General features: G+C 44.2%; 23 protein-coding genes. 8 read left to right on the forward strand and 15 right to left on the reverse strand.

Annotated features, from left to right (window positions below):
- Position 1: 1 nt before the first annotated feature.
- The 9 genes from J7W08_RS09615 to gatC all read right to left on the reverse strand — a co-directional run bounded on the left by J7W08_RS09615 (position 2) and on the right by gatC (position 9,645).
- On the reverse strand, positions 2-976 hold the full coding sequence (locus J7W08_RS09615; protein ID WP_233084262.1) for a DUF128 domain-containing protein: 975 nt from the start codon (positions 974-976) through the stop codon (positions 2-4).
- 112 nt (positions 977-1,088) lie between these two features.
- Positions 1,089-2,768 (reverse strand): ABC1 kinase family protein, encoded by a 1,680-nt coding sequence (locus tag J7W08_RS09620; protein WP_233084263.1) that lies wholly within the window; start codon positions 2,766-2,768, stop codon positions 1,089-1,091.
- A gap of 98 nt (positions 2,769-2,866) precedes the next feature.
- Entirely contained in the window at positions 2,867-3,178 is a 312-nt protein-coding gene (locus J7W08_RS09625; RefSeq protein WP_233084264.1) for a phasin family protein, read from the reverse strand.
- 108 nt (positions 3,179-3,286) lie between these two features.
- Entirely contained in the window at positions 3,287-5,014 is a 1,728-nt protein-coding gene (locus J7W08_RS09630; protein ID WP_233084265.1) for an ATP-binding cassette domain-containing protein, read from the reverse strand.
- 27 nt (positions 5,015-5,041) lie between these two features.
- Positions 5,042-5,785 carry a phosphoglycerol geranylgeranyltransferase gene (locus J7W08_RS09635; protein ID WP_233084266.1) on the reverse strand — a complete coding sequence of 248 codons (744 nt, stop codon included), beginning with the start codon at positions 5,783-5,785 and terminating at the stop codon, positions 5,042-5,044.
- 7 nt (positions 5,786-5,792) lie between these two features.
- Positions 5,793-5,942 carry a 50S ribosomal protein L40e gene (locus tag J7W08_RS09640; protein ID WP_048195887.1) on the reverse strand — a complete coding sequence of 50 codons (150 nt, stop codon included), beginning with the start codon at positions 5,940-5,942 and terminating at the stop codon, positions 5,793-5,795.
- A gap of 561 nt (positions 5,943-6,503) precedes the next feature.
- Complete coding sequence (gene gatB / locus J7W08_RS09645; protein WP_233084267.1) at positions 6,504-7,925, reverse strand: Asp-tRNA(Asn)/Glu-tRNA(Gln) amidotransferase subunit GatB; 1,422 nt, start codon at positions 7,923-7,925, stop codon at positions 6,504-6,506.
- Positions 7,926-9,353, reverse strand: coding sequence for an Asp-tRNA(Asn)/Glu-tRNA(Gln) amidotransferase subunit GatA (gatA, locus tag J7W08_RS09650; protein ID WP_233084268.1), 1,428 nt, complete (start codon positions 9,351-9,353; stop codon positions 7,926-7,928).
- A gap of 10 nt (positions 9,354-9,363) precedes the next feature.
- A complete protein-coding gene (gatC, locus tag J7W08_RS09655) occupies positions 9,364-9,645 on the reverse strand; it encodes an Asp-tRNA(Asn)/Glu-tRNA(Gln) amidotransferase subunit GatC (protein ID WP_233084269.1) in 282 nt (93 codons plus the stop codon).
- Positions 9,646-9,691: 46 nt separating this feature from the next.
- Between gatC and J7W08_RS09660 the strand changes: the two genes are divergently transcribed.
- Positions 9,692-9,871, forward strand: a complete 180-nt coding sequence (locus J7W08_RS09660; protein ID WP_233084270.1) for a hypothetical protein — start codon at positions 9,692-9,694, stop codon at positions 9,869-9,871.
- Between the two features lies 1 nt (position 9,872).
- Here the strand turns inward: J7W08_RS09660 and J7W08_RS09665 are convergent, their stop codons facing one another.
- Positions 9,873-10,277 carry a pyridoxamine 5'-phosphate oxidase family protein gene (locus J7W08_RS09665; RefSeq protein ID WP_233084271.1) on the reverse strand — a complete coding sequence of 135 codons (405 nt, stop codon included), beginning with the start codon at positions 10,275-10,277 and terminating at the stop codon, positions 9,873-9,875.
- A 129-nt stretch (positions 10,278-10,406) separates the two neighbouring features.
- Here J7W08_RS09665 and J7W08_RS09670 point away from each other — a divergent pair, with 129 nt between their 5' ends.
- Positions 10,407-11,168, forward strand: coding sequence for a winged helix-turn-helix domain-containing protein (locus J7W08_RS09670; RefSeq protein WP_233084272.1), 762 nt, complete (start codon positions 10,407-10,409; stop codon positions 11,166-11,168).
- Between the two features lie 672 nt (positions 11,169-11,840).
- On the opposite strand, the gene J7W08_RS09675 is transcribed toward J7W08_RS09670, so the two are convergent.
- From J7W08_RS09675 to J7W08_RS09685, 3 genes are all read right to left on the reverse strand, one after another.
- Positions 11,841-11,984, reverse strand: a complete 144-nt coding sequence (locus J7W08_RS09675) for a hypothetical protein (protein WP_233084273.1) — start codon at positions 11,982-11,984, stop codon at positions 11,841-11,843.
- Positions 11,985-12,038: 54 nt separating this feature from the next.
- On the reverse strand, positions 12,039-12,233 hold the full coding sequence (locus tag J7W08_RS09680) for a hypothetical protein (RefSeq protein WP_233084274.1): 195 nt from the start codon (positions 12,231-12,233) through the stop codon (positions 12,039-12,041).
- A 226-nt stretch (positions 12,234-12,459) separates the two neighbouring features.
- Positions 12,460-13,305 carry an EamA family transporter gene (locus J7W08_RS09685; protein WP_233084275.1) on the reverse strand — a complete coding sequence of 282 codons (846 nt, stop codon included), beginning with the start codon at positions 13,303-13,305 and terminating at the stop codon, positions 12,460-12,462.
- Between the two features lie 220 nt (positions 13,306-13,525).
- Here J7W08_RS09685 and hcp point away from each other — a divergent pair, with 220 nt between their 5' ends.
- The 5 genes from hcp to J7W08_RS09710 all read left to right on the forward strand — a co-directional run bounded on the left by hcp (position 13,526) and on the right by J7W08_RS09710 (position 17,449).
- Positions 13,526-15,214 carry a hydroxylamine reductase gene (gene hcp, locus J7W08_RS09690; RefSeq protein ID WP_233084276.1) on the forward strand — a complete coding sequence of 563 codons (1,689 nt, stop codon included), beginning with the start codon at positions 13,526-13,528 and terminating at the stop codon, positions 15,212-15,214.
- 159 nt (positions 15,215-15,373) lie between these two features.
- Positions 15,374-15,724, forward strand: coding sequence for a hypothetical protein (locus tag J7W08_RS09695; protein WP_233084277.1), 351 nt, complete (start codon positions 15,374-15,376; stop codon positions 15,722-15,724).
- A 118-nt stretch (positions 15,725-15,842) separates the two neighbouring features.
- Positions 15,843-16,832, forward strand: coding sequence for a radical SAM protein (locus J7W08_RS09700; RefSeq protein WP_233085756.1), 990 nt, complete (start codon positions 15,843-15,845; stop codon positions 16,830-16,832).
- Positions 16,833-16,857: 25 nt separating this feature from the next.
- A complete protein-coding gene (locus J7W08_RS09705) occupies positions 16,858-17,187 on the forward strand; it encodes a hypothetical protein (RefSeq protein WP_233084278.1) in 330 nt (109 codons plus the stop codon).
- A 52-nt stretch (positions 17,188-17,239) separates the two neighbouring features.
- Positions 17,240-17,449, forward strand: a complete 210-nt coding sequence (locus tag J7W08_RS09710) for a hypothetical protein (protein WP_233084279.1) — start codon at positions 17,240-17,242, stop codon at positions 17,447-17,449.
- A 38-nt stretch (positions 17,450-17,487) separates the two neighbouring features.
- On the opposite strand, the gene J7W08_RS09715 is transcribed toward J7W08_RS09710, so the two are convergent.
- Together J7W08_RS09715 and J7W08_RS09720 are read right to left on the reverse strand one after the other, a co-directional pair.
- Positions 17,488-18,507 carry a restriction endonuclease gene (locus J7W08_RS09715; RefSeq protein WP_233084280.1) on the reverse strand — a complete coding sequence of 340 codons (1,020 nt, stop codon included), beginning with the start codon at positions 18,505-18,507 and terminating at the stop codon, positions 17,488-17,490.
- On the reverse strand, positions 18,504-18,668 hold the full coding sequence (locus tag J7W08_RS09720; RefSeq protein ID WP_160174983.1) for a hypothetical protein: 165 nt from the start codon (positions 18,666-18,668) through the stop codon (positions 18,504-18,506). Before J7W08_RS09720 ends, J7W08_RS09715 begins: the two co-directional genes overlap by 4 nt.
- Before the next feature lie 222 nt (positions 18,669-18,890).
- Here J7W08_RS09720 and trxA point away from each other — a divergent pair, with 222 nt between their 5' ends.
- Positions 18,891-19,283 (forward strand): thioredoxin, encoded by a 393-nt coding sequence (gene trxA, locus J7W08_RS09725; RefSeq protein ID WP_233084281.1) that lies wholly within the window; start codon positions 18,891-18,893, stop codon positions 19,281-19,283.

Genomic DNA, 19,283 nt, shown 5'->3' on the forward strand with positions numbered 1-19,283 from the left:
ATCAAAGTTTCGACATTTCACTATAATCAAGCACCATCGAAACAGGAGATGTGTCAACCGGAATACCTGCTTCCTCGACTGCAGCTACAAGATTCACACCTACGGCCACCAGAATGCCGGCCATTCCTTCATCTACAGGAGCGCCGACCATAGCATCTGAAGAGTCACCAATACTCAATACCCCGCCAATCCCTGAATCTTCCAGATATTTCAGCACTTCTTTTGTCTTTTCAACTGCTGAAGAGGGTATGTTTCGCATGTTGGCAAGGATACGGCCATTGCCTGTGTCCAGGACATCCAGAACCGATGTCTCATGGCGCATCATGAATATCTTGACAGGGTCTATCGAGGTTCCCGAATATGATATCATATCAAGGAACTGTATCGGATCATTGTGTTCCATCTCTATGATGCCGCCATAAGCAGGTTTGATAGGAATACCGCTTTTGAGAAGAAGACCATCGAATGTGATACTGCAAACAGTTGCTATATTAACACAGCCAGGAGGCACATATATACGTGGATCCGAGTCCTCTTCGAATACCTTTATGTTAGGACTTATGCTGATGTCCCCTGATGATGCGTATTTCATAACATCTATGGCATTATCAAAATCATCCTTGTCCACAGTGGAAAGGTTCACAATGACATTGCCTTTCTTTGAGAACGGGTCGTAGTCGGTCTTATAGATAAGTTCCTCGATCCTCGTAATAACAAAGTCAAGTCTGTCCCCGATCAGAGCATCGTCCAGTTCCTTCCTGCCGGAAACAGTAATGGTACGACCGTTGTAGCCGTGTTTTTCAGTAAATCCCCTCTCATCAAGGATCCTGAGGTGATAACGAACAGCACGCTCCCCCAGATTGTAACCGCGATTCTGCAACTCATCTGCAATATTCCTCGCACCTATGGGCTTATCGCTTTCGCTGATAACACGCATTATTTCAATGAGCTTACGTTCTATCTGGGGATCGGTCATCTCTCAGCACCTGATATTATCAAAAAATTAATGGTTTAATTTGGAAATACTGCCTATTCAGAATAAGCAACGTATGTACACCGGATATTAATTTATAATTTGCTATTGCCGGTTATATCTTTCCTGTTTTTAGTATATAAAGCATAAGCCATATTCCCATGAATGCAGCTATGACGAATCCCGCAACTCCAAAAAGAGGAACATCGCCAATATAAGGCTGCATCCCAGTCTGGATGATGAGAGAAGAACCTAAAATGATAGAAGAGATAATTAAACTGAATGCTAACCGGTTGCTCGCCGCATTGATCTCAGCAACAATACGGTCCATCCCATGATGTTCGAACTTTAAGTTCAGATAACCTTTCTCTGCCACTCCCAGTATATGCGAGATCTGCAACGGTGCCTTATGCAGCATTCGTGCCGTATACCACATGTCTGTGTAAAAAGTATCTGCAATATTGCGAGGCTTGAGGCGGTTATGCATGATCCCTCTGGCATAAGGCTCAGCAACTACGTTCACATTGAAATCCGGCACCATCTGAAGAGCGAAACCACTTACGGTCATTACACCCTTAAAGAGCAATGCGATATTTGGAGGTATCCTTATCTTGAACTTCCTTAGCAGTGTCATCATTTCTGCTATCATTAGCGGAGTATCAAGCTGCTTTAATGACCTGCCATAATATTTGTTCAAAATGTGTTCGTAATCGATCTTAAAAGCATGCACATCAATTTCTGCAGGCACCATTCCGAAGTCTTTCAATACTTCAAGGTACTGGTTTACGTCACCTCTGGTAATAGCGATCAGTGCATCGATCAACAGGTTCCTTATCTCTTTGGATATATGCCCGACCATACCGAAATCAAGGAGGGCTATCCTGCCATCTTCCAGGATCAGGACATTCCCGGAATGCATATCCGCATGAAAGAAACCATCCTCGAATATCTGCTTCATGAAGGCCTCTGTACCATATTCTGCGAGCTTGTTCCTGTCCAGTCCAAGCTCATCGATCTTTTCAAAATTATCACTCTTGATACCATCGATATAATCAAGGGTCAGGACTCTACGACTGCTGTATTGCCAATAAACGCCCGGTATGATTATGTTCGGATCATCCTTGAGATTGCTCTGGAAACGCTCGATATTACGAGCCTCCTGAGTATAATCCATCTCCGCGTATATGGACCTTTGAAGTTCGTCCACTACTTCCACAGGACTGTAAAGCTTTGCTTCCTCCACATGCTCTTCCGCAAACCCGGCTATACTATAAAGAATATCGAGATCTGAATCAATAACCTTCCTTATACCGGGCCTCTGGACCTTTACAACAACATCCGCCCCGCCGTGAAGCTTTGCACGGTGTACCTGTCCAATAGATGCCGCAGCAATAGGTTCTTTGTCAAATGACAGGAAAAGGTTGTCTACCTTATCACCCAATTCTTCTTCAATGACCCTTTCAACTTCCGAGCACTCGAATGGCGGCACATCGTTCTGGAGTTTGACAAACTCTTCTGCATACTCTTTTGGGATAAGGTCCTGACGCATGCTCATAAGCTGGCCAAACTTAACGTAGGTGGGACCAAGCTCTTCAAGTACCATACGTGCCCTTGCAGGACCAGTTCTGGGTTGGTTCCCTTTGCCTAAGCGATCCTTGAATCTGGACCTGAAGGACCCAAGGGACCTTATACCCATCTGGTCCACAAAATACCCGAAGCCATACTTGATGAGCGTATCAATGATTATCCCATAGCGTTTCACCATGGAATACCTGCGTACAATATTGGAAGCCATCCGACATTCTGCCTGCCATTAAATTCTATATGGCAACCTATGCAACAAATAAAACACCTAAGGTATTACAAAAATAAATGGAAGAAAGGATCAAAAGATCATTCTTCTTTGTTCTTTTCCTTTAGCAGCTCTTCCAGATCTTCGATCTTCTTTTGAAGGGATTCTATTTCTTCCTTGGTAGCAAGATCAGACTTGCCAAAGACTTCCTGGACCTTTGAAGAGATTTTGTCTTCCAGATCTTCCTGCTGTTGCTTTCGCTTTTCGATCATGTCCTCTACAAACTTCTTGCCTTCTTCCTTGTTGAAATCACCATTCTCAACAAGTTCTTTCACATACTCATCGATCTTCTCTTCTGTAATAGCATACATGCCCAGGCCAAAAAGTCCTAACTTCTTCATAGTGTCTATCATCAAAATTAAACCTCCCGTAATAGAAGTTAACTTTTTTAGGATATATACTTTATGAAAAATCATTTAAAAAAAGAATAGCGGAACGGTCTTCATGACCCCTGGCCGATATCAGTTCACTGATTCTGCGATCTCTTCGAGAGTATGCTCAAGGTATCTTGCATCACTCATCTCGATGAATTTCTGGCAGACATCCCGTGCATCGCCATCCATTATAATGGAACCATTATCGAAAAGAACAGCCCTGTGTGCCACTTCCTTGACGAAGTCCATGTGATGGCTCACAAGCACTATAGTTGTGCCGAAAGTTGCATTGATCCTCTTCAGGGAATTTGTCACATCCCTTAATGTTACAGGATCAAGATCACCAAACGGTTCATCCAGCATGAGGATCTCAGGGGATGTTGAGAGTGCAAGTGCTATGTAAGCCCTTACATGTTCGCCACCGCTTATCTGGTCGGGTTTCTTGTCAAGAATATCCAATGGAAGATCCAGTGCCTCAAAAATAGGTATTGCGTATTTGTCCACATCTGTGCTCAACACAGATGGGAATAGCTGCGGAAAGATATCCATTGAAAGACGCATCTGGTTAAGTGCCCGTGCCCTCTCATCCTCGCCCATATCCGGAAGCTTGTAAATGATATCCAGCATCTCGTAGGAGATATCCATTTCCTCTGCTTTCTTTCTTGCATGTTCAATTGCGCCATGCATCTTCATGCTTAACCTGAAACCTATCTGCTGACGTATGGTCGAGTGAGGTGAAAGGGAGAACTCCTGATGCATTATACTGATCTTTCTCCACAGTTCCAGACGCTGTTTGGTAAAATTGGACATGTCAACCCATTCGCCTTCATGATGGAAGGTAACATAACCTTCTTTTGGAATAGTCAGGCCTTCCATTATCTTCAAAAATGTGGTCTTACCTGCGCCTGATGAACCGATGAAACTTATGATCTCTCCTTTGTTGATCTCAAGGGATTGGTCTTTGATGTTAAGGACCTCACCTACACGCATCAGTACCAGCCTTTTTGAGATATTGGTCGCCCTTATACAAGGGACCTTTTCCTTTAGTTCGGTCAGGTCCACCCTTGGATTCAGGTCTTTGAGGAAATTCTTCAGAACCACTCTGGGTTCACCATCTTCAACTACCTTGGCATCCTCGATATAGATGACACGATCTGCAAGGTATGTATGAACCTCAGGAAGATGGGATACTACGATGATAGGTATGTTTAGCCGGTCCTTAAGCTTCAGGATGACATCCATGACCTCCTGCTTGGTATCAGGACCTGTCATTGTAACAGGCTCATCAAGAAGTAAAAGACGTGGCTGGGCTGCAAGCTGGCGGGCAACGATCAAACGCTGCTTTTCACCACCGCTCAGCAGGTTAGATGAATGAAGCGCTTTTTTTTCAAGACCCACAAGACGCATATATGCCATGGATCTCTCGTAAAGTTCATCATAACTAGGAGCATCCGGCTCAGGAAGAGCTTCATACCCGGTATAATGACTGTTCAGCCTGCGTATAATGTTCTCGATCGCCGGACCGTTCCACAGACCGAAATTACGCTGAAGATGAATAGCAGTGCCCCTGCCAAGAAGTTTTGAGCCATCAATGCCGGAATCACTGGTGATCAGTGAACCGTCCAGCTCGATACTACCGCCATTGAAAGGTTCAACTCCCCTTAATATCTTGAGAAGGGTAGTTTTTCCACTACCGCTTTTACCCGTGATACCGAGGATCTCGCCATCGGCTACTTCAAAACTGACACCATCCAGAACACGCAAATTGCCTGAACCTGTCTCATAATCTTTTACAATATCGGAAACCCTGAGCATAATTAAACCCCCAACAGTATCCACGTATTATTTCTTGATAGCTGATACAAGTTCTTCTATCTTATTCCTGACATCATCAGTCTCTTCAACGATCGTACCTGTCACGATCATATCAGCACCGGCATCGGCACAGATCTTTGCAGTCTTGCCATCGCGGATACCACCACCGACAATTAGCTTATTGTCTCCGAGAACGTGTTTTACCGCACCGATCGTAGCGGGAGTCACCGGCTGGTCTGCACCTGAACCGGCTTCAAGATAAGTGTAATGCATTCCCATGTATTTTCCCGCAAGGGAATATGCCACTGCTAGCTCCGGTTTGTTGCGTGGGATAAGTTTTGCATCGCCTACCCATCCAACAGTACCTCCGGGCTCAGTTATGATATATGCCATGGAAATAGGTTCAATCCCGTACTTGTAAACAAGTGGAGCCCCCATTGCCTGATTCGTTGTGACATAATTGATGTCACGTGAATTCAGCAGGCTCATAAAAAGGACGGCATCGGCATAAATGCTTAAGCCGCCAGCATTTCCCGGGAAAAGAATAGTAGGAACATCGATCTGTTCCTTTATCTTTAACAAGGTCTGATCTAATGCCAAACCTCCGGCTCCAGTGGAACCACCGATCATGATAGCATCTGTACCCCCATCCACTGCAGCTTTTGCAATATCTGCAGCAACTTCGGGGGGCTGGGATGCCGGATCGATAAGGGTTAAGTGAACTGTACCTTCGCGTTCTGCGATTCCGTTGAGGTACTCTTCCACTTTCATATATAGATCAGCTATTCCTAGCTTCCTTGGATTTTACACGCAGGTTACTGTAACCGCATTTTCTGCACCTTGTTGCTCTTATAGCATTTCGTGCACTGCACTTCATACAGATCTTTTTATTAAGGATCCTTTCCTCTGCTTCTGGGAATCTTGCCATGTTCTCACCTGATTGATTAATAGTATAATATAATGTGTTATTTGGAACTGATAGTCATCAGTAATACAGGCTGGCTACATGCATTTCAAAACATATAACTGTTTTGGGATAGGAAATCCACATTAAAAAACGGTTCTAAAAAAATTAGAACCCGGCGAAAGCAAAAATAAAGCCTTTGCTTGTCGAAAGTGAATGAAAATGAATAATAGGACTAATAGTAGAACAGTAATTTAAAGGCAGTGATCAGGGATCGATCTGCCGACCTTATTGGACGACATATCTTTGGGCGACCCTTACCCCCGATGTCCTCCCCATCTCAGGTCGACCTAAAGGATTTACGAATGCCAGACAAAACTTGAATGGTTATGGGTTTTTACACCCAATGGTTTCCTACCTTCTGATTCACTGCCACACCGTACCATTTGTGATACGGTAATAGAGAATATGTTTTAAAATTAGTAGTGAATTTTGATATACAATCTGATAACAAAAAAGAGTTAGAATTTCAAAAAGAAAAGTAAGAAAGATAATAAAAAGCGAAAAAGGACAAGATCGAGGATCTTAGTCCTTAAGAGCAGCAATAAGCAGCTCACGGGCCTGACGTGCATCTGCACGGCCCTTTGTTTTCTTCATGACCTGACCCACAAGGAAATTGAGGGATTTCTCAGTTCCTCCAAGGTAGTCCTGAACAGCTTCCCCGTTCTCCGCGATGGTCTCGGAGACTGCCTGTGTCACAATATCCCCTTCGACCTTCAGGAGGCCTTTCTCCTTTACGACATCCATAGGACTTCCACCGACATCAAGGATAGTTCTGATAACATCCACTGCACTCTTTTCAGTGATCTTTTCCTCCACTACAAGACCGATGATCTCAATGATATCCTCGGTGGTGAAGGAAGTGATAGGCAGATCCCTGTAGTTCAACTCACCCCTGAGCACATCGGAAACCCATGTACCTGCTGCATGAGGATCGACCTTGGAAGCAACGACCTCGAAGAAGTCCGCCACGCGGATATCCGAGGTAAGTGCCTTTGCGTGCATCTCCGTAATGCCGTATTGTGAGATAAAGCGCTCACGTTTCGTATCAGGCAGTTCCGGCAACGTTGCTGCAACAGCAGGCACTCGGTCTGCAACCCTCATTGGCATAAGATCAGGTTCCGGGAAATAACGATAGTCATTCTCAGTTTCCTTTGTACGCATAGAAAGAGTAACTCCCCTTGCCTCGTCAAAATGCCGGGTTTCCAGAGTGATCTCTCCACCACGGCGGATCAGATTTTTCTGCCTCATTATTTCATAGAGCAGAGCTCGCTCAGCTCCCTTAAAAGAGGAAATATTCTTGACCTCAACGCGCTCCCCCATAAAGACAGAAACATTAGCATCCACCCTCATAGCGCCCTCAAGATCACCATTAAAAACATCAAGGTAATCAAGAATGCTCCTGAGCTTGTCCAAATATCTCCTTGCTTCCTTTGGACTTCTCATATCCGGTTCACTGACAATTTCGATAAGTGTCATGCCTGAACGGTTGTAATTGATAAGTGTGCCCTTTGATTTCTCAATGGTTCCCATGTGCATCAGACGACCAGGGTCCTCTTCCATGTGCGCACGGGTGATCCTCACCACATGCTCCCCGTCCTCGCCCTCAATAACGACCTTTCCGTCACCAGCTATTGGAAAATCGTACTGTGTGGTCTGGAACCCTTTTGGAAGATCAGGATAATAGTAATTCTTCCTGTGGAACTGGGTCTGTTCAACAATGTCACAGCCAAGTGCAAGTCCGATCTTCATTGCATACTCCACAGCCTTTTCATTGATAACTGGCAATGCGCCGGGCAACCCCAGACACACAGGACACACGTGAGTGTTCGGTTCAGAATCATGGTAATCCGTGGAACATCCACAGAAAAGCTTTGTGTTGAGCTTGTTCAACTGAACGTGGACCTCAAGTCCGATCCTTACACCATCCGGATTTTCATATACCATTTAGACCACCTCTGCAGGACGTGCTTTATTATGATCGGTATTTTTCTCGAACGAATATGCTGCACGGATAAGGGTTGCCTCGTCGAAATGATTTCCTATGATCTGTAAGCCTACCGGCAGACCATCAGAAGAGCCACATGGAACCGAGATACACGGAACTCCTGCAAGATTCATTGGGACAGTGTTCACATCGGCCAGGTATTGGGACAATGGGTCCTCGATCTTCTCACCGATCTTAAATGCAGGCATTGGCATTGTCGGGCCCATCAGGACATCCACATTGGATAATGCTTTATCAAAGTCCTGCTTGACAAGGGTGCGCACTTTCAGTGCCTTGAGATAGTACTTGTCCTGGTATCCGGCAGAGAGAGCGTATGTTCCAAGCAGGATCCTGCGCTGAACTTCTTTTCCGAAGAATTCGGCACGTGTTCTTGATGCCATCACATGCCAGTTTTCACCATCGTTCCTTGGACCATAGCGTGTACCATCAAACCTCGCAAGGTTGGATGATGCTTCGCTCATGGCAATTGTATAGTAAGCTGCAAGAGCGTATTTTGTGTTGGGCATGGAAACCTTCTCCCATGTTGCACCCATTTCCTCGTACTTGCTGATAGCGTCCCAGACGGATTTCTCAACTCCGCTGTCAACACCTTCCCCGAAGTACTCATCAGGAACACCGATCTTCAGACCCTTGACATCGTCAACAAGTGCATCACGATAGCCGATCTCCCGATTAATGGAAGTACTGTCACGCGGATCGTATCCGCCTATTACATCCATGACAGTAGCAATATCCTCAACAGATGTTGCCATTGGGCCGATCTGCTCAAGGGAGTTAGCATAGGAAATAAGACCGTAACGCGAGACAGCGCCGTATGTTGGCTTGAGTCCCACAACACCGCAGAATGCGGCAGGACAGCGAACTGAACCGCCTGTATCGGAACCAAGTGAGATCGGAGCCTCGCCTGCTGCCACAACAGCAGCACTGCCACCGGATGAACCACCAGGCACTCTCTCGAGGTCCCATGGGTTCATTGTAACACCGTAGCAGCTTGATTCAGTGGATGTCCCCATTGCGAACTCATCCATGTTCGTCTTACCGAGTATGACAGCACCTTCTGCCTTCAACCGCTCAATGACATGTGCATCATAAGGTGGCACATAGCCTTCCAGTATCTTTGAGCTGCATGTCGTTGCAAGTCCCTTTGTAGAAATGTTATCCTTGATAGCAATAGGTACACCGGCAAGCAGTCCTTCACCCTCGCCCTTATCGGCCATTTTTGCCATCTCAAGTGCACCGTCATAGGTACACGTGTAACCATTGATCCTGCTCTTTCCGATCGTTTCAAGATATGCAGCTGTAACCTCTTCTGCAGAACTCTCGGAGATCTTCCTTTTAACATCTGATATGCTCAACCATTCAGCCATTCATTCCACCTCAAATGATCCTCGGTGCCTTGATGTAACCATCTTTCTCGGCTGCAGTGTTCTCAAGCACATCCTTCTGGTCAAGGGATGGTGTGACAACATCTTCCCTGAAGACGTTCATTATATCTGCCACATGATAGGTAGGCTCGACACCTTCAGTGTCCACCTCATCCAGCTGACCGAAATAATCCAATACAGAACTTAACTTCACAGCGTAGTCCTCGGCGTCCGCATCATCGATCTCGATGCGAGCAAGCCACCCTACGTGTTCTACCTCGTCTTTAGTGATCATTATAGGTTCCTCAGATAATTGGGATAATAACATAGTGTATTCTAATATGACTGATAGAAATCAAGTACTTAATATTAATATGTTGGGTTGTCCCAGCAGCTCAACATGTACTGGTTGTGGAAAGACAAAGATGAAGGCAAAAAAGAGAGGGAACTCCACAAGGGATGGGATGTGCAGTAGAGGAAATGATGGCACCCTTGTGGAGACAAAAAGGAAGAAAATTTGATTTAAAGCAGCTTTTCTCCTGCATTCGGACCCGGGGAGCAGTCATAGACATCTGTGATCTTCATAACAAGAAGACTTTTTGCCGGAGCCTGTACCATTTTGGAATGAACGATCTCCTGCATCTTCTCAAACTCCGGTCCGCTTGTCTTTAATTCGACATCGCCTTTGATCTGGAAAGAGCCTTTTGTCTTTGGACCCCAGATATATATAGAGACTTTTGGATTCTCCATGACATTTGAAAGTGATTTTTTCATGAAGTTGTCTGCGATCCAGATAGTACTGTCATCGACCAAGGAGACAAAACCGATCGGAACAACGTTTGGAACTCCCTCTTTTGAGGCAGTGGCAACAGGAAATACCTGTATTGTACTGATTGCTTCTTTCATGTCTTCTGTAAGTGTTACCATGTTGATCACCACAGATACTTAATACATGTATATTAATATAGTAGACCGTTAGAAAACTATACTAACAATCATCGAAGTACACATTTCTAACCAGCCACAGAACAGATCCATCCTGGAGAGCATGAAATAATGAGCGAGAAAAAATTGATAGCAGAAGAGATTACCCTGCTCCATGAAGAAATTGCAGGGCTTCGCAGTGAACTAAACCGTTTCAGAGGCGAAGTTGCGGGAAGTCAGACCAATTCACTATTCAATGAGTTCAGGAACCAATGCGCTGTAGAGATGATCAATGGATCTTTGGAAAACGCCTACGAGCTCATCGGGAACGAAGAGAAGGAATGCCCTATGCAGACAAAATGCATTCCACATCTAGTTCATTTTTTTGAAGAGTTGGGTGACTATACCAGAACTGGACAGGTGACTGAGGATAATATCGAAAAGATGCGCAGTAACTTTGATAAAGTGAAGAAGATGGCACCATTCGATCACTGTTCCAACTGTATAGGGAAGGCTCAAGGATACTTCGACCAGCAGATAGGGATGCTGCAGACAATAGGAGTATACAAAAATGAGACCGACATGCAATTGCAGGTGCGGGACCTCCATGAAGAACAGGTATCCAACCTGATCGGTGATCCGTTAAGCAGCGCAGTACGTGTCAGGATCTTAAAGTCATTATACAATGGAGGAAGATCATTCACCGAACTTTCGAAGCTCACCGAACTCCGCGGCGGAAATCTCCTTTTCCATCTGGAAAAACTGCAGAGTAAGGGGGTGATCAGGCAACGCGGTGAACGGGGCGAATACCAGATCAGTGTGCAGGGTTATGAGACACTCAATGCAATGGCTGAACTTGTGGGAAAATTAGGTGTCAACTATAGCAAGACATGATCTGGCTGACCATCTATCAACAAGAGAATTTTTGTGTCAGGGCAAATTTCACAATTAAAAGGGGAAAAGGGAAAAGAATTGGACCATAATACGTTTTTACAGCAAATGTCCTGTTAATACCCAGATAACACCCTGCTTTTTAGCTACCTTTTTTGAGATTATCCGGACTTTCATATCCTGTAAAAATCGAGCCCATGAAATACAATTTATACTTGCGCAAATTGAATATAAAGATAAATATACATTATGAGTAAACGTATTTCTTTTTTATTGCGGGTCATATATAAATACAATAATAACCAATTTGTAATTGGGAATAAAAGAAGGTGGTACAAATGAGACGAAGTTCAAACTTCAGGTTGGAACTCTCAAGCTCACCATGGGGAACGATATCAATGGACTTTGTGGAGATTGATGATGATCCCGAAAAGCCCCCATAACGAATAGTTGTTTTGAAAAGGTCAGCCTGATCAACAGGTTGGCTAAAGATTTACTCTTTTTCCGCGTCCTTCATTAGATTTTCACGCCATACCATCTTGAATTGCTAAACCTTAAGTTATTCAATATTTACTATAAAATTAAAGATCTAACAAAAAAACAACAGATATATCCATTCAGGGGAGTTCCTGAATGGATGGTTCCACAGGATGAATTTTAAAAAATAATGGAGGATCAGGAATTATCCTGTTTGTTCATATCCAGTGTTAACAGTTTACTGCTGTCAATCTTGCCATCAGCACTAATGCTGATAGAAAATGCAATTGCAGAGGAATCCTCAGCATTTGGCTGTACATAGAGCAAAGTTGTATCTTCCATTATTATACCTCATTTATTCCAAATTTTATCTTTTAAGCTATCTATCCTGAAATATCAGTTAGGTCGGTTATACCCGTGTCCGGAATATATCCGATAAAGACGCCTTCGTTTGATGGTTCCATCATCATTCACTATCGAAGAGAAAACGACAGCAGGGTCATTTCCCTTCTGTGGTTTGAATAAAACCATGTTGCTCAAAAGATATTGATACTTATACGCATCTACCAGATTTTCAGGTGTATCTGCCATATTCTTAGTCCCCAAATATTACACATTATATTCTTTAAGTCAGACCGATGCATGCCAGCAAATGGAAATCTTTAATTGAGAAAACCCAACCGTACCCCACCTGCAACCCCCATACATTGCCCTTGCTACTATGTTGTTATTTTAAGTATAAATAATATTGTATATGGCTAACTTATGTAATCTTTGTAGCTAACCGTGGCTGTTCAGATATTGAAATCTTCGATGTTCACAAAGAGATCAATACAATCGCAGTCAAAGCAAGTATAACCCCTATCCATTGCATTGATGAGAGACGTTCTTTCAGGATGATCCATGCAAGTAGAACTGTGCTTCCAGGGTACAGAGATGCGATCACGGTCGCAATATCAAGTCTGCCCACCTGCGAAGCCAGTGCAAAGAAAAGGTTCCCTGTAGCATCAAAAACTCCTGCAAGTATTATTAAAGGGAGGACTGCCTTTGAAGGTAAAGTTGCTGATTTTCTGAGCATGGCAAATCCCAGGATAACCACAACAGCAGAGATCTTTGCAACCGTAAGAGGCCAGAAAACTGCCGATTCACTGAAAAGGTCGACAGATATGAAGAAGAGACCAAATCCAACACCTGCCAGCAACGGATAGACCAGGTCCTGTCTTTTGATAGCCCCTTTCTCGCCGGTACTGCCGATAAGCCACATGGCTGCAATAGCCAACACAAAACCTGCTATCTGGTGCCCTGCAGGCAAACCTTCATTGATAGCACCATAGATCACGGGCAAAGCAACGGTCACCACGGCAGATACCGGGGCTGCGACTCCCATCTTGCCCATGGAAAGCGCATGATAGAGTGCCAGAAGACCAAAACTCCCGGCAACACCTGCAACAAATCCCCAGAACATACCATTCATTGGCGGGAACTCTTCTGAGAAATATAATGCAAGAAATGGCAAAAGAACAAGACCTACTGCCTGTGTTATTATTACAACAGAATAGACACTGGCACGTTTTGTCGCAAAACCACCACCAAAATCCGCAGCACCCCAGGTTGCAGCTGCTGCAAGGCTGAAGAAGACGACAAGGATCTCAGGAGATATCATATTGTTTGCTCCGAAACAAAAATAGGATCATTTTCGGGTAGATTTGTTCATTTCTATAAATAGGTTCTCACAAGGATGAAAACATCGCTTCATGAAAACTTGTTTTGATAGCAGGTATCCAACAAGAAACTGGGGATATATATACGAGTATCTTTAATGTACTTAATATCCTAAAGATACCAACCATCCAATCATTACAACAAAAAGGAGAGATCAAAAAATGTATTGCTATCAATGTGAAGAAACCGTAGGCGGACAGGCATGTACCAAAACAGGAGCATGTGGTAAGAAACCGGAAGTTGCAGACCTTCAGGACCAGCTAACCTACATCCTAAAAGGTATTGCATACTACAATGCAAAAGCACGTGACAACGGAATCACCGATGAGAAAGTAGATCAGTTCATCATGAACGGGCTTTTCTCAACCATCACTAATGTAAACTTCAGCGCAAAGGACTTCCAGAAATACATCAGGGAAGGACTTGAGATCAGGGATGGAGTCAAGCGTAATCTTGTTACAAGGAACATCGACCTTGGAGAAGCAAAGGATCTTTCATTCGGTGACAAGGTCAAAGCCACACTCGGCATGTCTGATCCGGAGACCAGATTTGAGATCCCGGGTGCCGCGATCGTCACTCCTGAAGTCCTCAGGACCACGAACACAGGCATCCTTGCGACACAGAACGAAGACATAAGGTCGTTGCGGGAAATACTCACCTACGGGCTTAAAGGTCTTGCAGCCTATGCACACCATGCTAACGTACTTGGTTACAGCGATGACAAGATCTTTGCATTCACAGAAAGAGCACTTGCTGCAACCCTTGACGATACCCTTTCAGTTGACCAACTTGTCGGACTGGTCCTAGAATGTGGAGAATACGGTGTAAAGGTCATGGCATTGCTGGACGAGGCAAACACAACAACCTACGGCAATCCTGAACCTACCGAGGTCTATCTTGGCGTCAAGGACAATCCGGGAATCCTCATCAGTGGACATGACCTCAAGGATATGGAACAGCTCCTCAAGCAGACCAAGGGAACAGGCGTTGATGTCTACACCCATGGTGAGATGCTGCCTGCAAATTACTACCCTGCATTCAAGAAATATGATAACTTCGTCGGAAACTATGGCGGTTCATGGTGGGCACAAAAGAGCGAGTTCGAAAAGTTCAACGGTCCTATACTGATGACAACCAACTGTATCGTCCCTCCAAAGGAAAGCTACATTGACAGGATCTATACTACCAGTATTGTCGGTTTTGATGGTGTAAAACACATCGATGCAGATGAGAACGGTGCAAAGGACTTCTCTGCCCTCATCGAGCAGGCAAAGAAGTGCAAGTCTCCGGAACAACTGGAAGATGGTACCCTGATCGGAGGATTTGCCCACAGTGCAGCTCTCTCTGTCGCAGACAAGATCGTAGAAGCTGTAAAGGGCGGAAAGATCACACGTTTCGTAGTTATGGCAGGTTGTGACGGAAGGCACAAAGAAAGGGATTACTACACCAAATTCGCAGAAGCTCTCCCCGAAAGTGCGGTCATCCTGACAGCAGGTTGTGCAAAATACCGCTACAACAAGCTTGACCTTGGAGATATCGATGGAATTCCAAGAGTACTCGACGCAGGACAGTGTAATGACTCATACTCCCTTGTGGTCATCGCACAGAAGCTTGCCGAAGCTTTCGGACTTGAGGACATCAATGAACTGCCGGTCTCATACAACATCGCATGGTATGAACAAAAAGCAGTCCTGGTATTGCTCGCACTGCTGCACCTTGGTGTCAAGAACATAACACTTGGTCCAACGCTTCCGGCATTCGTCTCTCCGAATGTCCTGAACGTCCTTGTTGAGAACTTCAACATCGCACCAAATACAACCGTCGATGAGGATCTGGAAAGGCTGCTCTAAAGCCTTTCCTTCCCCTCCCTTCATCCCCCTTTTTCCCACATTCCATCCCCGTTCGTTTCATCCATGTGTAACCATTTTTTTTCTTTTTCCGGTCTGAATTCTGACAATAGAACAAGTTGCTAAAAATTCTTTTATAGCATCATCGAACAACATATTATTGTGGAATATACAAGGAATGGGACCAAAGGCGATCAGAACAAGGTTTGGAAAATACTGCTTCCAGTTGTAGCAACCATTTTCCTGACAATTGCCGTTTCAATGATAGTATTTTATCAGAATTACTACACCGGAACACTATATCTGATCACTTCGATATTGTACTTCAGCTCTGCATATCTTATTACCACTGGCAGGGTCAACATGATGAAAAGCTCATTAAATGAGCAGGGAACTCTGGCACTGGGCTTTATCCTGCTCGCAATAGCATTGGCCTTGAACGGGCTTTTTTGGGGATTGGGATTCGTACTGTTCTTGGCAGGCATACTCTCGATCCGCAAAAAGAGTGAGTAATTGAATCCAGAAAGTGGCAAAATATACCGGAAAGAAGCATATATAATAGGCAAATGGTAATTTGTCATCTATACATAATTAAGATCCAAATTGATATCCGGAAAAAGATGGAGATATGATGAGACCAGAAACAAAAGCCGAGCTTATTGCCGTGGGTAGCCTTGATATAGAACCATCCCTGCTGGGGAAGATCACAGTCCCGACCGCAGGGCCGGGAGCAGGTAAGACAGCATTTTTCTTCCGCTCCGGTGACCAGAGAGTCAGGCTTGCCCTGAACAAGGAATCACCTCTCAAAGCAGTTGCCGATGGAGATGACATCGTTATAATGAGAGATGGTAAGGAGATCGCAAGGGGAGAGATCGAGGAAGAGCTTATCCATTGCCCTGACCAGGCTTATATAAACATGACAGAGAAATGTATCTTCGATTGTAAGTTCTGTCCGGTTCCAAAGCTCAACGGCAAGGTCAAGACCATTGAAGAGGTCGTAAATCTGATCGGTGAGGCAAACGCCACCGGCAAGATGAAAGCCATATCCATCACCACCGGTGTTGATGAATCAGTGGAGAAAGAGCTTGAAAGAGCCCTCACGGTAGTCAATGCTGTGAAGAAATACGGCGTTCCTATTGGTGTTGCAGTGTATCCAACCCCTGATTCGAACAGGCTTCTAAAAGAAGCAGGTGCTGACGAGATCAAGTACAACGTTGAAACGATGGACAGGGAACTCTACAAAGAGGTCTGCCCAGGACAGGACATGGAAGAGATATTACAGGCACTTAAGGGAGCCGTCGAGGTTTTCGGCAAGAACAAAGTATGTGCCAATTTCATCATCGGCCTGGGAGAGACAGATGAAGCTGTGGAAAAAGGTATCCTTGAGCTTGTTTCCATAGGAGTAGTGCCTATACTTCGACCTGCAAGCAAGCACCCTTTGCGTGAAGGGGAGGTTTTCATTGAAAGGCCTTCAAAAGAAAGGCTGCTTAAGCTTACAAGATTGCTTCGCAAGATCCTGGACGAGAATGGACTTCGTGCAGATGTGTTCAAGACCATGTGCCTCCCATGTACAGGGTGTGACATAAATCCCCACACTGACCTCTGTGAGGATGAAGATTAAAAAGGCAAAAATATACGGGAAACAAATGTCTGGAACAGGAACTGAGCCTGCATTCGAAGCTTCCATCGAGATGAACGAAGATGACTTCGAATTTGCAACGCCTCCAATGTCAAAAGAGTTCGTAATCCAGACTTTTGAGAAATACGACCTGAGACACATTGTTCTTTTTGGGGAAGATATGTTCTATGTCTCACAGCAGGATTTGGAACCTTTCCACCCTCTTTATGTTAAAAACTCATATCCGGACGATATTGAGCTTATATTCGATTTCATGACCATCGAAAGGATACATAAGATAGAATATATCGAAGGCGTTCTAAAACGAAGTCCTATAGAAGAACATCCAGATATCTGACCATGGATAACAATAAAATAGGATATCATAGAATACGAAGTGGCGAAGAAATATGATTGAAAAACTTTACAGATCCCCAATTGCCTACGTTGTACTGGGAGGCATATTGATCAGTGCTTTCCTTTTCAACAGCATGTTGAAGTTTGCAGATGAAGGAAATGCGGTTATGGTCATCCTGATAGGAATTTCCATTGGTATCGTTGCACTATTCATCACAAAGGCTATAGTCTACCAGAAACATGGCGGCCTTTTCCCAAAATGATACAATTATAAGAAAAAAAATAGTATTACATGTCCGGATCAGGCTGAACGCACAGCCTCATCTATCTGATTTTTCCATCCTTTTGCATCATTTACTTCAAATACATGTTTTTTGACAGCCTCACAAAATTCTGAAATAATGAGCTTCTGCCTGCTAAACATCCCGGATCCCGCTACTTCCGACCCAACAATATTCTTCAACTTAAGTTCCAGGCTCTCTTCCCCCCCGAGTGCAATGGTGGCAAGCCTGCGGTTTGTCAGGATAACGAAATTATTTTTTGCCTGCTCCAGCCGGAGAAGTGACTCACCCCTCATGTAATCGGTCTTTAATTGCTCAAGCACGTTCAACACCTTCAAGATATCCTTTGGCTGGATACGGATCACTTCGAACTTCTTTTTCCCCACTACAAGAAGGATGTCCTTTTTTAGATTTGAAAACCCAACAAGGTCCCTGACCTCTATGCGACGTGATATCTCCGGCTTTTTTGAGAACAGACCACCTGAATTCTGTTCAAAATAGATGTTCCTGTTAGTAATGACCAGTGTGAGTCGTGTGCCCTCAACGGTCGCAGGCTCCCTTAGGTGAACAGATTCACCGGTCTTAAGGACAGCACCGCCTGATGTGATACTGTTCTTTTCAACTCCATCTGAAACGTTCTTAGCTGCATCACCGCAATAATGATTGAGCATCGAGACCAATAGCTGACCCTCAATAAGCTTTACATTGTGTTCTGTGGCTTCCCGGTATGCATCTTCAGTAAACGTGGAAGTCGTGACTATTATGACCCCATCGACTTTTTCCCTATAACGTAGGCTGCTGTATTCCCTGACCTCTTTTACACCTACAGGATTAAGGTAACGTTTTACCTGGACAAGCCAGCGATGGGAAAGACCAAAATGCTCAAGCTTTACCTCTACATCCACCCCACCATCCTTTGATCGCGAAGTTACATTTGCCTTATACCCCATATTCCTGAAAAGAAAAGCTACAAGGTTTTCAAGATCGAAAGGATCTATTTCAAGAAGCTGGTCCAAAGACCAATTCGTAATACCAGTCATTTATCGACCGTATATGTAAGACCACATTCCGGGCAGGAATATGTGATAGTTGTGATTTCATTGGCTTTCTTTTCAGTACTTGCCATCCATGTACCACAGGTTATGCATTTCTGGTCAAAGAGTGACCGGTCCATCTTTTTATTTTCACCCTTGTCTTTCATGAAAACACCATATTCGATCTTTGAATAAACATTATAAAAAGGCTATTCTGAACACAATAAGTGGTTGTGTGGGTTTTGCGAATAACCATACAAAACTTTAAATCATTTCACAACATTAATCTGCAAACGTGTGAAAGTACATGGTAGATTATAATACCATATCAAATATTAATGTTATTACAAAATTTAGAACTGTTCTCACAGGCAGATCAGGTGAGCACAATGGATGATTTAGAAAAGATCAGACAACAACGATTGGAACAGATCAAAAATAACCTTGAAACAAGGTCATTCCCGGACAGTCCCATGCATGCCACAGATGCGAACTTTGATGAACTCATATCAAAATATCCAGTTGTAGTTATCGATTGCTGGGCAGAATGGTGTGGACCATGCCGAAAACTGGTACCTGTCATTGATGCCCTCGCAAGAGAGATGCAAGGCAAGATCGTTTTCGGGAAACTGAACACTGATGAGAACCAGACGAGCGCAAGAAAGTTCAATATCACAGCTATTCCCACACTTCTGGTATTCAAAGATGGAAAACCGGCCGGACAGATAGTGGGTGCATTCCAGAAAGAACAGCTTGTTGAAAGATTGAACAAACTTATATGA

The sequence above is a fragment of the Methanococcoides orientis genome (genome assembly GCF_021184045.1).
Classification (GTDB): Archaea; Halobacteriota; Methanosarcinia; order Methanosarcinales; family Methanosarcinaceae; genus Methanococcoides; species Methanococcoides orientis.

Bases quoted from the DNA above. Each gene is read 5' to 3' on its own strand.
- J7W08_RS09615 (WP_233084262.1), bottom strand. From the start codon at position 976: ATGACCGATCCCCAGATAGAACGTAAGCTCATTGAAATAATGCGTGTT.
- J7W08_RS09620 (WP_233084263.1), bottom strand. From the start codon at position 2,768: ATGGCTTCCAATATTGTACGCAGGTATTCCATGGTGAAACGCTATGGG.
- J7W08_RS09625 (WP_233084264.1), bottom strand. From the start codon at position 3,178: ATGATAGACACTATGAAGAAGTTAGGACTTTTTGGCCTGGGCATGTAT.
- J7W08_RS09630 (WP_233084265.1), bottom strand. From the start codon at position 5,014: ATGCTCAGGGTTTCCGATATTGTAAAAGATTATGAGACAGGTTCAGGC.
- J7W08_RS09635 (WP_233084266.1), bottom strand. From the start codon at position 5,785: ATGAAAGTGGAAGAGTACCTCAACGGAATCGCAGAACGCGAAGGTACA.
- J7W08_RS09640 (WP_048195887.1), bottom strand. From the start codon at position 5,942: ATGGCAAGATTCCCAGAAGCAGAGGAAAGGATCCTTAATAAAAAGATC.
- gatB (WP_233084267.1), bottom strand. From the start codon at position 7,925: ATGGTATATGAAAATCCGGATGGTGTAAGGATCGGACTTGAGGTCCAC.
- gatA (WP_233084268.1), bottom strand. From the start codon at position 9,353: ATGGCTGAATGGTTGAGCATATCAGATGTTAAAAGGAAGATCTCCGAG.
- gatC (WP_233084269.1), bottom strand. From the start codon at position 9,645: ATGATCACTAAAGACGAGGTAGAACACGTAGGGTGGCTTGCTCGCATC.
- J7W08_RS09660 (WP_233084270.1), top strand. From the start codon at position 9,692: ATGACTGATAGAAATCAAGTACTTAATATTAATATGTTGGGTTGTCCC.
- J7W08_RS09665 (WP_233084271.1), bottom strand. From the start codon at position 10,277: ATGGTAACACTTACAGAAGACATGAAAGAAGCAATCAGTACAATACAG.
- J7W08_RS09670 (WP_233084272.1), top strand. From the start codon at position 10,407: ATGAGCGAGAAAAAATTGATAGCAGAAGAGATTACCCTGCTCCATGAA.
- J7W08_RS09675 (WP_233084273.1), bottom strand. From the start codon at position 11,984: ATGGAAGATACAACTTTGCTCTATGTACAGCCAAATGCTGAGGATTCC.
- J7W08_RS09680 (WP_233084274.1), bottom strand. From the start codon at position 12,233: ATGGCAGATACACCTGAAAATCTGGTAGATGCGTATAAGTATCAATAT.
- J7W08_RS09685 (WP_233084275.1), bottom strand. From the start codon at position 13,305: ATGATATCTCCTGAGATCCTTGTCGTCTTCTTCAGCCTTGCAGCAGCT.
- hcp (WP_233084276.1), top strand. From the start codon at position 13,526: ATGTATTGCTATCAATGTGAAGAAACCGTAGGCGGACAGGCATGTACC.
- J7W08_RS09700 (WP_233085756.1), top strand. From the start codon at position 15,843: ATGAGACCAGAAACAAAAGCCGAGCTTATTGCCGTGGGTAGCCTTGAT.
- J7W08_RS09705 (WP_233084278.1), top strand. From the start codon at position 16,858: ATGTCTGGAACAGGAACTGAGCCTGCATTCGAAGCTTCCATCGAGATG.
- J7W08_RS09710 (WP_233084279.1), top strand. From the start codon at position 17,240: ATGATTGAAAAACTTTACAGATCCCCAATTGCCTACGTTGTACTGGGA.
- J7W08_RS09715 (WP_233084280.1), bottom strand. From the start codon at position 18,507: ATGACTGGTATTACGAATTGGTCTTTGGACCAGCTTCTTGAAATAGAT.
- J7W08_RS09720 (WP_160174983.1), bottom strand. From the start codon at position 18,668: ATGAAAGACAAGGGTGAAAATAAAAAGATGGACCGGTCACTCTTTGAC.
- trxA (WP_233084281.1), top strand. From the start codon at position 18,891: ATGGATGATTTAGAAAAGATCAGACAACAACGATTGGAACAGATCAAA.